The organism is Bacteroidia bacterium, assembly GCA_016218155.1.
In the GTDB taxonomy this organism is placed as follows: Bacteria; Bacteroidota; Bacteroidia; order Bacteroidales; family GWA2-32-17; genus GWA2-32-17.
Genome location: JACREQ010000032.1, coordinates 233,199 through 249,998, shown reverse-complemented (window position 1 = coordinate 249,998; position 16,800 = coordinate 233,199). Strand labels below are relative to the sequence as shown.

Annotated in this window: 13 protein-coding genes; 5 read left to right on the top strand and 8 right to left on the bottom strand. The window is 31.2% G+C overall.

Annotation, left to right across the window (positions count from 1 at the left end; genetic code table 11):
• Window positions 1-118: 118 nt before the first annotated feature.
• Window positions 119-3,004: an insulinase family protein gene (locus HY951_05740; protein ID MBI5539541.1), complete on the top strand. Its 2,886-nt coding sequence runs from the start codon at window positions 119-121 to the stop codon at window positions 3,002-3,004.
• Window positions 3,005-3,062: 58 nt separating this feature from the next.
• Here the strand turns inward: HY951_05740 and HY951_05735 are convergent, their stop codons facing one another.
• From HY951_05735 to HY951_05720, 4 genes are all read right to left on the bottom strand, one after another.
• Window positions 3,063-3,950 (bottom strand): Omp28-related outer membrane protein, encoded by an 888-nt coding sequence (locus HY951_05735; GenBank protein MBI5539540.1) that lies wholly within the window; start codon window positions 3,948-3,950, stop codon window positions 3,063-3,065.
• Between the two features lie 12 nt (window positions 3,951-3,962).
• Window positions 3,963-5,603 carry a hypothetical protein gene (locus tag HY951_05730; protein MBI5539539.1) on the bottom strand — a complete coding sequence of 547 codons (1,641 nt, stop codon included), beginning with the start codon at window positions 5,601-5,603 and terminating at the stop codon, window positions 3,963-3,965.
• Window positions 5,604-5,612: 9 nt separating this feature from the next.
• The gene (locus HY951_05725) at window positions 5,613-6,128 is read right to left on the bottom strand and encodes a TlpA family protein disulfide reductase (protein ID MBI5539538.1); all 516 of its coding nucleotides are present in this window, start codon (window positions 6,126-6,128) and stop codon (window positions 5,613-5,615) included.
• 83 nt (window positions 6,129-6,211) lie between these two features.
• Window positions 6,212-7,702: a T9SS type A sorting domain-containing protein gene (locus HY951_05720; protein ID MBI5539537.1), complete on the bottom strand. Its 1,491-nt coding sequence runs from the start codon at window positions 7,700-7,702 to the stop codon at window positions 6,212-6,214.
• A 137-nt stretch (window positions 7,703-7,839) separates the two neighbouring features.
• Here HY951_05720 and HY951_05715 point away from each other — a divergent pair, with 137 nt between their 5' ends.
• Window positions 7,840-8,559, top strand: a complete 720-nt coding sequence (locus HY951_05715; GenBank protein ID MBI5539536.1) for a T9SS type A sorting domain-containing protein — start codon at window positions 7,840-7,842, stop codon at window positions 8,557-8,559.
• On the opposite strand, the gene HY951_05710 is transcribed toward HY951_05715, so the two are convergent.
• Complete coding sequence (locus HY951_05710) at window positions 8,556-9,242, bottom strand: NAD-dependent deacylase (GenBank protein MBI5539535.1); 687 nt, start codon at window positions 9,240-9,242, stop codon at window positions 8,556-8,558. The two genes, HY951_05715 and HY951_05710, sit on opposite strands and share 4 nt — an antisense overlap.
• A gap of 120 nt (window positions 9,243-9,362) precedes the next feature.
• On the opposite strand from HY951_05710, the gene dnaG reads away from it, so the two are divergent.
• Complete coding sequence (gene dnaG, locus HY951_05705) at window positions 9,363-11,327, top strand: DNA primase (GenBank protein MBI5539534.1); 1,965 nt, start codon at window positions 9,363-9,365, stop codon at window positions 11,325-11,327.
• A gap of 120 nt (window positions 11,328-11,447) precedes the next feature.
• Here the strand turns inward: dnaG and glmS are convergent, their stop codons facing one another.
• From glmS to HY951_05690, 3 genes are read right to left on the bottom strand one after another with little or no spacing between them, the layout of a single operon-like run.
• Entirely contained in the window at window positions 11,448-13,283 is a 1,836-nt protein-coding gene (gene glmS / locus HY951_05700; GenBank protein ID MBI5539533.1) for a glutamine--fructose-6-phosphate transaminase (isomerizing), read from the bottom strand.
• Window positions 13,284-13,295: 12 nt separating this feature from the next.
• On the bottom strand, window positions 13,296-14,564 hold the full coding sequence (locus HY951_05695) for a DUF4270 domain-containing protein (protein ID MBI5539532.1): 1,269 nt from the start codon (window positions 14,562-14,564) through the stop codon (window positions 13,296-13,298).
• Between the two features lie 10 nt (window positions 14,565-14,574).
• Complete coding sequence (locus HY951_05690; GenBank protein ID MBI5539531.1) at window positions 14,575-15,399, bottom strand: glycogen/starch synthase; 825 nt, start codon at window positions 15,397-15,399, stop codon at window positions 14,575-14,577.
• A 155-nt stretch (window positions 15,400-15,554) separates the two neighbouring features.
• On the opposite strand from HY951_05690, the gene HY951_05685 reads away from it, so the two are divergent.
• Window positions 15,555-16,400: a pantoate--beta-alanine ligase gene (locus HY951_05685; protein MBI5539530.1), complete on the top strand. Its 846-nt coding sequence runs from the start codon at window positions 15,555-15,557 to the stop codon at window positions 16,398-16,400.
• Between the two features lie 44 nt (window positions 16,401-16,444).
• Window positions 16,445-16,795: an aspartate 1-decarboxylase gene (locus tag HY951_05680; GenBank protein MBI5539529.1), complete on the top strand. Its 351-nt coding sequence runs from the start codon at window positions 16,445-16,447 to the stop codon at window positions 16,793-16,795.
• Window positions 16,796-16,800 lie beyond the last annotated feature (5 nt).

Genomic DNA, 16,800 nt, shown 5'->3' with positions numbered 1-16,800 from the left:
TAAATCTTCTATTGATAAATCACTTTTTAAATAAAAAATATAAAGTTCAAAAAATATTATGTAAGTTTGAATAGGTAAAAAGAATGAGTTCATAGTAATCACTTATAATTAATTGACCATGAAATTCTGTATTATTTTTTCTTTTTTAGTAATATTTATCATTCAAAATGGATTAAGTCAAATAATTGAATGGAAAAAACCTGTTGTTGAAAAGTATATATTAGAAAACGGATTAACTGTTATTCTAAATGAAGATCACTCAAGACCAATGATATATGGCATAGTTGTTACAAAAGCAGGTTCGAAGAATGACCCTGCAGATGCAACAGGTATGGCTCATTATATGGAACATATGCTTTTTAAAGGAACAGATAAATTAGGCACTACAGATTGGAACGCCGAAAAACCTCATATTGATAAAATATTTGCTCTATACGAAGAACTTGGTAAAACAACAGACCCTGAAAAAAGAAAAGAGATTCAATTAAATATTAATCAGGCATCCTTGGAAGCAAATAAATATGCTATTCCAAATGAAATGGATAAAGTTATTAAGAGTATTGGTGGTATTGACTTAAATGCAAATACTAGCCCTGACAGAACAGCATATCATAATGCATTTCCTTCTAATCAATTGAATAAATGGTTGGAAATTTATAGTCAACGTTTTATTAATCCTGTATTCAGAGGATTTCAATCTGAACTGGAAGTTGTTTATGAAGAAAAAAATCTTTATTCGGATATGTTTATTTTTAAACTTTTAGAAGAATTTAACAAAGCATCTTTTAAAAATCATCCATACGGACAACAGCCTTTAATAGGAACAATTGACCATTTAAAAAATCCTTCTTTAAATAAGATGTTTCAATTTTTTACAACTTATTATGTCCCTAACAATATGGCTCTTGTTCTTTCAGGTGATTTTAACACACAAGAAACCCTTGAATTAATTAAAGAAAAATTTGGAAGATGGAAAAAGGCTGAACTTCCTGCTAAAAAAGAATGGAAAGAGGAACCTTTTAATGGACGCGAATCTGTTGAGATGAAATTATCTCCAATTAAATTGGGATTACTTGGTTTTAGAACAGTTCCTGCCGGAGATAAAGACGAAATTGCAATTCAGGTTTGTAACAGAATACTCTCAAATGGAAATCAAACAGGATTATTAGATAAACTAACAATAGATAATAAATTACTAAGTGCTCAAATTTTTCCAATGCAATACAATGACTATGGCGAAGATGTAATATTAATTGTTCCTAAAATATTAGGTCAAAAATTGGAAGATGCCGAAGCACTTGTAATGCAAAAAATTGAAGATTTAAAAAACGGAAATTTTGATGACTGGATGGTTGATGCAATAAAAGCAGAATTATATAAAGACTTTATGTTTGACATGGAAAATGTGGAAAACCGCTCGATGTATTTTGCAGAATTATTTGGTAGAAATCAGGAATGCGAAGTTGCTTTTTCTATTCCTGATAAAATTATGGCAATTACAAAGCAGGATGTTATTAATACTGCTAATAAATATTATGGTAAAAATTATCTTGCATTTTACTCAAAAATGGGATTACCTAAAAATGAAAAAATTGATAAACCAGGATATAAACCCGTTATTTCTAATACTGATGCAAAATCTGAATTTGCAAAACATTTAGAAACATTACCATCTAAACCTATTTCAGAAAAATTTGTTGATTTCAGATCTGATGTACAACAAAACAGAGTAAAAAAAGGTATATGGATATATCAAACTAAGAATCCATATAATGATATTTTTACTCTCACTATTAAATATGGAATGGGCGAAACCTATCATCCATTATTATCAAGCTCAACACAACTTGCAAATCTTTCAGGAACTTCCGAATTAAAAGTAAATGAACTAAAAAACGAGTTTAGTAAAATAGGATGTACATACAATATAAGCAGCGATAAAGACTACACAATTGTAGAATTAGAAGGAAAAGAAAGTCAGATTAAACCTGCACTAACATTATTAGGAAAACTTATACATAACCCGGTATGTGAAACCGAAAAACTTAACATTTTGCTTGAAGGTGAAAAATCAAATCGTAAAATTGAAAGTAAAGAACCTGATAATATTGCCACTGCGCTATTTAGTTGGATAAAATTTGGTAATAAATCAAACTTTATAGACAGACCAACAATAAAAGAATTAAAAAACACTTCTGTAGATTCAATAATTTCAGTTTTCAAACTTGCAACAAATTTTGAAGCCGATGTGCATTATGTTGGTAATTTACCTTTTGATGAGATTATTTCATATTTAAAAAACGACTATCGCTTTGCTGAAAGACCATCAAAATCATTAGCACCTTCAAGTTTAAGTGTAACAAATTATAATGAAAATACAATTTACCTAGTGGATAAACCGAAAGCTTTACAAAGCAAAATATATTTCTTAATTAACGAAAAGCCTTTTTACAATGACGACGAGCCATATATAGATGCATTTAATTTATATTTTGGTGGCGATTTCTCTGGTTTAGTGTTACAGGAAGTAAGAGAATACAGATCACTCGCATATTCAGCCGGTGCACGTTATTCGGTTCCACAACAATCTGGAAAAGAGAGTGTTTTTTATGGTTTTATCGGAACTCAGAGTGATAAGACAATTGAGGCAGTAAGCTTATTTGATTCTCTTGTTAGAAAAATGCCATTAAAACCAGAAAGAATTAACATGATAAAAGAATATCTGGCTCAATCTGCTGTAGCTGAGCATCCCGATTTCAGAGACCTTAGTACATCTATTGCTAAATGGAAATTATTAGGTTATAAAGAAGATCCATCAAAAGTAAAAATACCGGTTTACTATGAATTAAGCTTTGATGACATTAAAAAATTCTCAGATGATAATCTTAAATCAAAACCTATGGTTATAGGAATAGTAGGAGATGCAAAAAGAATTAACCAGAAAGAACTGGCTAAATACGGGAAGGTTGTTATAGTTAAGAAGAAATCTCTTTTCAGAAATTAAAGTATTATAAACCTAACAGGTTTTTGAAACCTGTTGGGTTTAAATAAGCGTTAAATATTTATTTTACTTTTTTATCCTCTGCCTGCAAAACTTCATTTGTAGAACTCTTATAAACATAAGCTACTATTTTAAGATTCTTATGTACATAGTCTTTACCATTTAGCTTGTAATAATAAGATTTTACAATAGAGCTGTCCTTAATTGCTAAACTTGGGTTAATTGTTACACCTAAATTACCATTTAATCCATCTCTGTAAACATGCATATGAACATAGTTTGGAATTGTGTTTGGTGTTACATCATAATTTTTCTGCGGCTTTATAATACTATCTTCTGTTAAACAGCAATAAAACATTAGTGTATCAGTAATATTTTCAAGAAAAGATATTTTAATGTGAGAACAAAAAGAACTATCAGTACTATTATAATTATTAATAATCTGTAATCCCAATTTTGGAATATCATTTAACATAGTTTGTACAACAATTGGCCAAGAACCATGATCTATTACTTCACTCCCATTATATTTAACTCTGCTAACCATTCCCTTGGGAAGACCTCCTGCTGAAATATGAAATGCATTATCAACAAAAGTTCCTTCTTCAGTTCTAAAATCATAAGTGTAAGAACCGGTTGCATCAGGTGCAGCATAACCATCACTAACATGCATAGCATATGAAACAATAGTGTCACCATAAGTAGCAATTAAATCATGTAATGCAACATGAGCTCGTGGGCAATAACCACATTTATGTCCAGTGAAATCTTCAATAAGAATTTTCCTATAAGTATTTTCAAGTGCCGGAAACTGTGGTACCGGACATCTTGTTGTATCTATAATTTCATTATTCTCTGTGAATGGACCTTCAATTTTATCACAACCTATTATTGCAATTATTAACACCGAGCACAATAATATAAATATTTTCTGAAAATTGTTTTTCATAATTTTCTTTTTTTAAAAACTTGAACTTAATGCTAAAATGAAACCGTTAGATGCTGGTACACTTCTGCAAACACCACCAACACACATTATACCTTGTCTTTGCCTGCCATAACCTAACTGTAATCGATTACCTCCTTTTGCATAAGCAACCGCCACAGTGTAGTAATGAAGTTGTTTATCTTTATCCTCATTGCCATAATTATATTGGTCAGATAAAGAAAAAAACCATTTTGGTGCAATAGAATATTCAGCCTGAGCCATAACCCAATTTCCCATATCCTGTTTTGTAAAAAGTGCCCCTAACTCAATGTGAATAGCATTTTTATCATTTAACCGATATAACATATCAGCTATTCCTGCATTACCATAAACAGTAGCATATCCATTTCTTAATACAGGAGAATTATAAATAAGGTTTTGATAAATAAAATTACCACTAAATCGTTTTGAGAATTTTTTATTTATTTCAACATTAAAATCCTGAAAATATAATTCATTACCTGGTTTAAAGAATTCCGATTGATAACCTAATGTTCCGGACACTCCAATTTCTGAAGTATCTGAAGGTGCTGACTTATCAATACTATTTAACCTGCTGAAATTAATGGAAATATTAGTTCCATATTTTCCACCTAAGAAAGTTTCCTTTTTAAACTTATACATAATTTCTGCACCACCACCCATTTCTCCGTTAGATTGGGTAGCATAAGGATAAAAATTAAGAAAGGAATATGTATAAGATTTTGTAAGAATTGGCAAATAATTAATATTAAGATCTATTAAACTGGCATTTCTGTTTGAACGAAAAGCCATGTTATCAATTCTCTTTGCATTTAACAAAACACCAAAACCTTTTTTAGAATAACTTGCACTTATTAATAATGCTTCGCCCGGTTTATAAATGTTAAGATTATCTGCCGAAGGGTCATTAATTTTATATGCATACTCACTGTTAACATTTATATTACCCCTTGTTATATTCATTCTTGCAGCCCAAGCACCAACATTTTCGGGAAGTTTATACAATGGATCTTTATCGGCCTGATATTTACTTACAAAACTACCACCAAGAATAATCTGGGTTTTGCTTTCACTCATAAATTTTAAAAGCTCGTTTGTATTTATTTCTCCATCTATACCTCTAACAATTCCAGGTCCTTTATCAAAAAATAATCTTTGTTTTCCAACAAGACCTTTTACCGAAACACCTTTATAAATCTGATACTTTACTCTAACTCCGTCAAAAGCATTATCGTAGCCCAAACCTTTTTCTTCATAAGCTCTTAATATTAACCCATTGCCAAACTGTTCATAAAAGCTTCCGGCTGTTACTTCAAGTTCGTCTGCTTTATAAGTTAAAAATCTGTAAGGAATCCCATTCCCGTTGTAACGGGCATCGTATCCTGATAAAGTATTCATATATGCCTCATATCTTATTCCGGCAGTAAAATTACCTTTGGAATATGTAAGGTTAGCATAAGAATTTAAAAGTGTTTTTTCGGGAATTTTTGGAGCTCCAATTAAGCTGTCTTCTTTATAAGTTTGCATGTCTATCTGAAAATTTCCATGCAATTGCCCCTCGTTATTTGTTTGTGCCTGCGAAAAAATAGAAATGCTTATTAATGCAGGAACAAGAATATTTTTAAAACGCATTATAAAAAATTATTCGTTAATTTTTTCTCCTTTTGCAAGTTTCTTAATTTTTTCATAAAGAAGATCTTCATCTCCTTCTGCATAAGTTGTGTGCTGATATACAACATTTCCGGCTGCATCAATTAAAAATGTATGTGGAACATTAATTACATTGATTGCACGTTTAAAATCACTGTTTGCATCTAAAAGTACTACATAATCCCAGCCTTTTCCATTTACAAATGGTGAAACTCTGTTCATACTTTTTGAATCATCAATTGATACAGCGTAAAGTTTAACACCGGTTTCAGTTTGCCAATCCTGATACTTTTCGGCTATTGCAGAAAGTTCCATTACACAAGGTTTACACCATGTAGCCCAAAAACTTATTACAATTGGCTTTCCATCATTTTTAATTTCTGATGTATTAAATTTTTTACCATCTAATGTTTTAACATCAACAGAGGGTAATTTAAATTCAGTTGTTTGCGCAATTGTGTAATTTACAACAAACAAAGCAAATAAAATAAAATAAATAGTCTTCATAATATTAATTTAAAAAGAAATCAGTAACCCGGTGGCAAAGATTGCTCCAAATTACTGATTTCAGAAATTAAAGAACTAAAAAATTATCTTGCTAAAACAATATTTCTTGTTGCAACATTATTTTCGTTGGTTATTCTTGCAAAATAACTTCCATTAGATAAATTGGAAAGATCTAATTGTTCGTTATTTGTTACCAAGCTTGAAGAATAAACAACTTTACCTAACATATCAATAATCTGAATTGTAGAATTTTCTGCATTAGTTATATAAAGATCACCATTTGATGGATTTGGGAATACATTAATACTTGCATTAAAATCTCCTTCTAAAATTCCTGTAGCTGTTAAACAGAAATTAGCAGAAGCTGTTGATGTGAAATTACCTGCAACTGTAGCAACTGTTGTACCAGCAACTTTAATAGTTACGTTTCCATCATCACTTGTTGCAGTAGTATTATTATTCATTCCATCACCATAAGAATCCATTACTGTTATAGTATAACAACTACCTGGATTTAAGCACCAGCTCTCTAAATAATGTTGGTGACCACCTGAATAACCTGATCCCTGTAACAAAATTGTTGTAGAACCCTGTAATGTTAATTTCCATGTTGTTTCAGTAGGATAAATGTCAGTATAAAGGTCAAAATTAACAACTGTACCTGCTGAATTAACTGTAAAAGTTTTGTTAATTGTATTATTTGCTAAGTTCTGATCAGTTACACCATTAGGATCTACTAACTCAATTGAAACTGTATGCGAACCATTTGTAATTGATGAAATAGGATTTAAAGCAACAACTGCAGTTGCATACATTGCAAGGTTACCTGTCCAGTTTACTGTTTGCATTGTTGTACCATCTAATTTAACCAATATTGTACATGTTGTTAAATTAGCTGTTCCATAATTCTGAATTGTTAAATTTGGGTTTACAGTACCAACACAATATGAACCTGAAGGACTTGTACAAGCAAAAGCTTTTACATCATTTGCATTTGTACTAAGTGCAGCACAATGAGAATTTGCAAAAGATACGTGATTTGCTGTAGTTAACTGACCTGACTCATAAATAGTATGATCTGGACAAATTGTATATACAGTTGGGAAATAAGTAATATTAAAATTTGAATTTACTGTTGGTCCATTACCTGATGGAGCTGGACAAGTTAAAATTTGTGGATAAGGAGTTCCTGTTGTCCAGTTACCTTGAGGTGTACCCGTACAACCTGAATTAACACCTTGCAAACATGATAAAGAATTCTCATCAGCCTCAATATATAAAACCTGCATTGATTGATTTACAGTACCTGTTGGACCATACTGAGTGTATAAATTTTCTAAAGCACCGCTATTATGATAAGTCCAGCAAGGACCGCACCATACAGCAGAAAAGTCAACAACAACTTTTTTACCGGCTGCTAAATAGTTATACAATGTGTGAGTGTTTCCATTGATGTCTGTCAATGTAAAATTTGGAGCAATTGTACCATCTGCTAACTGAGCATTACTAGTGCCAGCACAGAATAGCATGGTTGCACCCAGAACTAAAGTTTTAAGAAAGTTGATTTTTTTCATAGGTAAATCGATTTAGTGATGCACAAATATAAAAAAAATATCTTACCTTTGTCCAGATATGATCTTTTTTTTGATGAAAATTCTTGAAATTGACATTTAATAATAAGTATGTTAAACGCAATTAAATATTTACAATTATGAAAAAAATTTTACTTGCAATAATTTTTATTTCTTTAGGGTTTTATGCAAAATCCCAATCTTTAGAATTATATACCGAAAATGATGTTCTGATTAATTCAGGTGACACAATCACAATCGACAGTTTACCAACAGTAAATGAAATGGTTGCTCATATAAAAGTAAAAAATGTAACTGCAGGAACATTATCTGTTACATGTGAAAAAGAATATGTATATATTGTTGCGGGCACAACAAATACATTTTGCTGGGCAGGTGCCTGTTACCCTGAAGGAACAATGACCTCAGCCAATATGGCATCTATTGCAGCAGGAGTAACAACAAATGAATTTTCAGGGCATTATGAACCAAAAAATCTTAACGGAACTTCGATAATTAAATATTATTTTAAAGTATATCACGGTCCTTCGGTTGAAGTAAATGTTAAATATGCCGGCTTAACAGGTATTACTGAAAACAAATTCTCAAGTTCAATTTCTACACCCTATCCAAATCCTGCTAAAACCACAACAAGAGTAAATTATAATGTTAGTATAAATTCAAAAGCAAGCATTCAGGTTTATAACATTTGCGGTAAACTTGAAAAACAAGTTAATTTAACCGACAATAATGGTTTTATAAATTTAAATGTTGCCGATTTACAATCGGGAATTTATTTCTGCACTTTAAATATTAACGGTAAAGTTGCTAAAACTAACCGCTTAGTAGTTTCACATTAAAAGTTTTGAGTTTTTAATATTTCAGCCAGCCGGGTTATACCTGTGCTGGCTTTTTCTTTTATAACGGTAACTTTTCTATAACAGTTAACATCGTTAGGATCAATTAAAAATACCGGAATATTTGGTTTTACATAATTTAATAACCCAGCAGCAGGGTAAACATTTAAAGATGTACCTACAACAGCTAAAATATCGGCTTTTTCGGTTATTCTTATTGCCTGCTCCATCATTGGTACTGCCTCGCCAAACCACACTATAAATGGTCTTAACTGAAAACCCTTTTCGCAAACATCACCCTTTTTTAATTCCCAACCATCCATTTTATATACCAATGAAGTATCGCCTGTACTCATTGATTTATTTAGTTCGCCATGCAAATGAAGAATATTTTTACTTCCTGCACGTTCATGCAAATCATCAACATTCTGGGTTATTATCTGAACATCAAAATCTTTTTCGAGTTCGGCTAATTTATAATGTGCCTGGTTAGGTTTACATTCCAATAATTGTTTTCTGCGCTGATTATAAAAATCGAGCACCAGTTCCATATTATTTTCCCAACCTTGAGGACTGGCAACTTCTTCAATATCGTATTCTTCCCATAAACCACCCATATCGCGAAAAGTTTTTATGCCACTCTCGGCACTTATTCCTGCACCGGTAAGGACTACAAGTTTTTTCATTTAAAAATATTATTTATTTAATTTCATTTTAAAATTAGTGATTTTGTTAATTAGTTTATACAAAATTTCTTTATTCTCCATTTTAGTTTTAATACTTTTGAGATATAAAAAATATTTGTTTTGATAGACGAAATTACCATACAACGAATTATTGACACATCCCGCATAGACGAGGTAGTTTCGGAATTTGTAAGTCTTAAAAAACGAGGTGCAAACTTTACAGGATTATGTCCATTTCATAACGAAAAAACACCGTCTTTTTCTGTTTCGCCTGTAAAGGGAATTTATAAATGCTTTGGTTGCGGTAAAGCAGGCAATTCTGTAAACTTCCTTATGGAACATGACCACATGTCATACCCAGATGCATTAAGATGGCTTGCAAAAAAATATAATATTGAAATTCAGGAAAAAGAAATTTCTGTTGAAGAAATTGCAAAACGTGATGAACGTGAAAGTTTATTTGTTGCTACTACCTTCGCTCATGAATTTTTCACAAATGCTCTTCAAAAAACTGAAGAAGGAAAAGCTGTAGGAATGGCTTATTTTCACGAAAGAAATTTTCGTGATGACATAATAAAGAAATTTGAACTTGGTTACTCTCCTGACAAATCCACAACATTCTACAATCACGCAATAAAAAATGGCTATAAACCTGAATTTCTTTTAAAAGCAGGATTAATAAACAAAGGAAATTTTGACTCATTTAGCGGCAGGGTAATTTTCCCTATTCATAATTTAAGCGGAAGAGTTGTAGGTTTTACAGGAAGAATTTTAAATAAAGAAAAAAGTCCTGCAAAATATTATAACAGCCCTGAATCAGAAATTTTTCACAAAGGGAAAATACTTTTCGGACTTTATTTAGCAAAAAAATCTATTGCCGAAAAAGACAAATGTTATCTTGTTGAAGGTAATGCCGACGTAGTTTCTATGCACCAATCTGGAATTGAAAATTGTGTTGCGTCATCGGGTACTGCACTTTCAATAGATCAGATTTCATTAATAAAAAGATTTACAAAAAATATAACATTACTCTATGATAGTGATCCTGCAGGAATAAAAGCAGCAATACGCGGAATTGATCTTTTACTTGAAGAAGGTATGCATATTAAAGTTGTATTACTTCCTGAAGGCGAAGACCCCGATTCTTTTGCACAATCACACAGTCAGACCGAGCTTTTTGAGTTTCTTAATAAAGAGGAAAAAGATTTTTTTGCATTTAAAACAACAGTATTATTAAAAGATGCAGGTAAAGATCCAGTAAAACGTAGCGAAGTTTTAAATGATATTGTTAAAAGTCTTGCGCTTATTCCAGATAACATTCTACGCTCACTTTATATTAAAGACTGCAGCAGACTTTTAAAAATAGAAGAACAGCTATTACACAGCGAAGTTGCAAAAAGAATAATTGGAAAAATAACCGACTTCTCTACAAATATTAGACCTGCTGAAATTATTGGTAACAGTCCGGTTACCCCTCAAATTCCTTCTATGATTGATGATTTTTATGCAGAGGAACAAGAATTTGAGATTTTAAGGTTACTATTTTTATACGGTAACAAAGTAATTTATAAAGGGAAACCTGAAGAAGATGAGATAGAGGAAACCGTTGTAAAATATGTAATTCAGGAACTTGTTAATGATGAACTGGAATTAAAAAATTTAGTTCACCATAAGGTTTTTGAAATATTCTGTGAACAACTTAAAACCTATGGTTATATTGAACCTAAAGAATTAATATATCACCACGATGATGTTATACAGGAATTAGCTGCCGACAGGTTAAATACACCCTATTACAGAGCAAGAATTAAAGGTCAGAGCGATTATTTATCAAAATATTATAAGAGAATTGGAATACATGTAAAAGATGAAGAAGTTAAACTTTTAGATAATTTACCAAGAGTAATTATTAGATATAAAATTAAAATTCTTGAATTAGTAAATAAAGATATTGACGACAAATTAGCAATGGCACAAGAAGTAGACGCTAACCCCGAAATAATAAACGAACTATTGTTAAAGAATAATGAGAATACAAAAGTATTACAACAGATGTATTCAATATATGGGCAAGTTGTTAGATGATAACATCGAGTACTTAAATTGACTAAAGTGACTAAAGTACTTATAGTTTAAAAAGCATACTAGAAATAATAAAGTTGCTAGTTCGAGTTTATCGAGAACTACAGGAATAGTATTAACGTCTTATTCTACTGTTACAGATTTTGCAAGATTCCTTGGTTGATCGACATTACAACCTCTCATTACAGCAATATAATATGACAATAACTGCAAAGGTATAACAGCGAGCAGTGGAGTTAGTGCTTCGTCGGTAAGCGGAACTTCCATTACGTGATCTGCTAAACCTTTAATTACTGTATCTCCTTCAGAAACTATAGCAATAACAATTCCTTTACGGGCTTTTACTTCCTGAATATTTGACACAATTTTTTCATATGACTTATCTTTTGCTGCAATTACAAAAACCGGCATATGCTGATCGATAAGTGCAATTGGTCCGTGTTTCATTTCTGCAGCAGGATAACCTTCAGCATGAATATAAGAAATTTCTTTTAACTTAAGTGCGCCCTCTAAAGCAACTGGGAATAAATAACCCCTGCCTAAATACAAACAATTGTTCGAATTTTTATACAGGTCGGCTATTTTCTGGATATTTGTTATATCTTTTAAAATAATATCTATTTTACTTGGAATTTCTATTAATGAAGAAACCAACGCCTGATAATCATTCTCTGAAATAACTTTTCTTTCATAACCTAAAAGCATTGCAATCATTGACAATACAGTAACCTGTGCAGTAAATGCTTTTGTACTGGCAACGCCTATTTCTGGTCCTGCGTGTGTATAAACACCAGCATGAGTTTCGCGAGGAATACTTGAACCTACAACATTACAAATTCCAATTACTGTAGCACCTTGTTCTTTTGCAAGTTTAATTGCAGCTAAAGTATCTGCTGTTTCACCACTCTGACTAATTGCTATAACAACATCCTCAGGTAAGATTACAGGATTTCTGTATCTGAATTCGGAAGCATATTCAACTTCAACAGGAATTCTTGCAAGCTCTTCGAATAAATATTCGCCAACTAAACCAGCATGCCATGAAGTTCCGCAACCTATTATAATTATTCTTTTTGCATTAATAAGCTTATCCATAACATTAAACAAACCACCAAGATGAATTTTGTGTGGGTTGTGCGAAATTCTTCCTCTGAAAGTATCTTCAATTGCTCTTGGTTGTTCAAAAATCTCTTTGAGCATAAAATGGTCAAATCCGCCTTTTTCAATTTCTCCAATATCTAAGTCTAGATTTTGTATAATCGGAGTAATTTTTACATTCATTATTGTTTTAAATGTAATTTCATCACGACGAACGACTGCAACGTCATTATCATTTAAATAAACTACTCTGTTTGTATGTTCAATTATTGGAGTAGCATCGCTTGCAAAAAAATATTCTCCATCACCTACACCAACAACCAAAGGGCTACCTTTTCTGGCAGCAATAATCATATCAGGCTCTTCTTTGCACGTTACTAGAATTCCAAAGGCTCCTATAACTTTTGTTAAAGCAAGTCTAACAGCAATCTCTGCAGAAACCTGACCTTTCATGTAAATATATTCGATAAGATTTACAAGAACTTCAGTATCAGTATCGCTGCTGAATGTATATCCTCTATCTTCTAATTTACGTTTTAGTCTTGAATAGTTTTCAATAATACCATTATGAATTATTATAAATAATCCATTCATTGAAATATGCGGGTGTGCATTAATATCATTAGGCTCACCATGTGTTGCCCAACGAGTATGACCTATACCAACTGTTCCAGAAACATTTTTTCCTTTGACATAATCTTCTAAATCAGAAACTTTTCCTTTACATTTATAAATTCTGCTGTCGCCATTTAAAAGAGCAATTCCTGCAGAATCGTAACCTCTGTATTCTAATCGTTTTAATCCTGCTAAAAGAATTGGATAAGCTTCTTTAGGTCCTATATAGCCAACTATTCCGCACATGTTTGTTATTTGTTAAGGTTTCAAGTATGTTATTGATAATTTCATACCATTATTAACACATTTTGGTCCTCTTAAGATTAATCTATTTGCACTTACTCTGTTATCTCCAACAAAAAGAGCAAGACCGTAATCAATTCTTGTTTCATCTACTAATTGTTGTGCGTAACGTGAAATATTAAATCTATAAGTTTTATCGCTTGAATTATATGTACCGCCAAAATAAGAATTTCCTCCTACCCAGTAATCAGGTAAAAATTCATACTTTCCAGAAGAATTATAACTAACCAAAATTAAATTGGCTGGAGTTTTATATAGTGTTGCATCATAATCCTCAACTGGAATAATTAATTCTGCTTTTACAATTGCTATTGTAGCAGAATCCTTTAAAGTTGAAAGATACGGCAACCTTATTTTTGCCATTAATCCGGACATACCTTGAATGTATAACAAAGAGTCAGAAGCTAAAGAATCACCAATAGAAGAATTAATAGTAACACTACTATAATTATGTTTAAATAAGTTAATTCTTGCACTACTTGAATTAATAAGAAAATCAAATTTTAAGCTATCATCATTATTATTCTTATAATACAGTGTAACCTTAGAATTAATTAAATCATAATAAATTATTGCACCACCAGATGAAATGCTGTCTGTTTTAACATAAAGTCCTTTAAAAAACTTTAAAAACTCGTCATTTGTTGACAAATTAGTTGAAGTTCCAGCTAATATTTTAACGGCCATACTATTACTTAAAGTAATTGCTAATGGCTCACCACTTGGTTTTGGATAATAACTCTTTGTTGCTAACAAAGTATTATTTAAAATATATTGTGAAGGATTTATATTTGAATAATAAGTAGAATCTAAATAAAAATCTTTATCAATTTCATAAACTGAAATTGTTTGTGCAGTGTTAGTATCACCATAATAACTCCTATATTTCAAATATAAAACTATAGAATCTACCACTGGTACAGTTCCAAAACTAACATTTGAAGAGGAAAGTCTGATATGTGTCATAAATGACGCATCGCTTCTACCAAAAATCGGATCAAAATAAGATCCTAAGAGCGCATAAGTTCTTTCATCTGTTGTAAGAGAATCTTCTTTTAAAAAGAAAGCTTTTACGGTTGACGAATCGAGTGAGATTCCATTAATTCTATCACTATCTGGCTGCAAATCCAAACCTAAAGTAGTTGGATCTTTTTGGCAAGAGAAAAACAAAACTGTTAATAAACTTATAGCCAGTGCCAGATTTCTATTCAGTATTGATTTCAATTTGTTTTATTTAAAGTTCAACACAATTTGGAGTTAAAACACTATCGTAAAAATCTGAATAGGAATCAATATAATGTTCTGGGTCCTGATATTCGAGCAATGGCTTTTCTGATGATTTAATATATTCAAGAACTTTACTATTAATTTTTGGACTTCCCATGATTACCCCGTCTGAAAGATTAATTGCAAGTTTCATTAAATTAACATAATCTAATGATGACATTACTTGCATATCCTTTTCAGAGACACCATCAATTATTGCTTTTTTCTTAAAATCTTTTGACAAACTTCCCTTAAACTCATCATCATATATAGAAAAAACAACTTTGGTATCATTATATAAAGGATCTTCACGAAATGCTTTTTTAATGTACAAAGGAACAAGTGAAGTAAACCATCCCTGACAATGAACAAGATGTGGTGCCCATCGTAACTTTTTAACAGTTTCTAACACTCCCCTTGCAAAAAAGATTGCTCTTTCGTCATTATCCGGATAAAAATTTCCACTATCATCTGAAACTATGCATTTCCTTTGAAAGAAATCTTCATTATCAATAAAATAAACCTGCATCCTAGCTGATTGTATTGAAGCAACTTTAATTATCAGCGGATGATCAGTATCATTAATAATAAGATTCATCCCGGAAAGACGAATAACTTCATGTAATTGATTTCGTCGCTCATTTATATTACCAAAACGTGGCATAAAGGTGCGTATTTCGCGACCTTTTTCTTGAATTCCTTGCGGAAGGTAGCGTCCAATTGTGGACATTGGGGTTTCAGGTAAGTAAGGGGTAATTTCCTGAGCTACAAACAATACTCTCTCTTTTTCCATGTGCAGCTTAAAAGGTATTAATTAATTGCAAAGGTAAGAAAAATAATGATTTTAATCAATTAAATAAATTCAATTATAACTTAAACTAAAATTGATTGATTTTATTTTGATAGTAAGTAAACTTTAGACTTATTTTGCTTCCCTTAAATTTTATGATGAAAGTAATAAATACAATTTCCGAAATCACTTCTTACTTAAGTACTTTAAAAAGTAATGGTAAAAAGATTGGATTTGTGCCAACAATGGGAGCTTTGCATTTTGGGCATTTATCTTTAATTAAAACTTCTAAAGAAAATAACGATATTACAGTTGTAAGTATTTTTGTAAACCCTACGCAGTTTAATGATAAGCAAGATTTTATAAAATACGCAAGAGAACCTGAAGAAGATCTAAATAAACTTATTGAGACTGATTGCGACTTGGTATTTATGCCTAGTGAAAAAGAAATGTACCCAGAAAATGTTAACACAAAATTTGAATTAGGTTACTTAGAAAGTATTATGGAAGGCGAATACAGACCAGGACATTTTCAGGGGGTAGCATTAATAGTAGATAAACTTTTTTCGATTATTAAGCCTGATAACGCTTATTTTGGTCAAAAAGACTTTCAGCAATTAGCTATAATAAAGCAATTAGTAAAAATAACAAACTCAACTGTAAAAATTATTTCATGTCCTATTGTAAGAGAAAGTAACGGACTTGCAATGAGCTCTAGAAATAAAAGACTTTCTACCAAAGAGTTTGAAGAAGCTGCAATAATTTATTCTACTTTAAAGCAGATAGGTGGTTTTCTAAATGAGAATAAGTTAAATGAATTTAAAATTTGGGCAGCTAAACAAATTAATTCAAATAATTTATTTAAAATTGAATATATTGAAATTGTAGATTCAGAGTCACTTAAAATTGTTACCAACATAAAAAATCACAAATCAATAACTTGCTGCATTGCGGTTTTTTGTGGAGATGTAAGACTGATAGATAATATTCAGATTAATTTGTAATTTTGTGCGCTTTAAAAAAAGACAGTTTAATTAAAAACTTAACGATGAAAATCGAAGTATTAAAATCAAAAATTCACAGAGTTACTGTTACTGAAGCGAACCTGCAATATGTTGGTAGCGTTACCATTGACGAGGCACTTTTAGAAGCTTCAAACTTACTGGAAAATGAAAAAGTTCAGGTAATAAACCTAAACAATGGTGAAAGAATTGAAACCTATGTTATTAAAGGTGAAAGAAATTCAGGTGTAATTTGTCTAAACGGACCAGCTGCCAGAAAATTTTATGTTGGTGATATAGTTATAATTTTATCGTATTGCTCAATAGATTTTAACGAAGCCAAAACCTTCAAACCCTGGCTAGTTTTTCCAGACACTTCCACAAATCGCTTATTGTAAACACA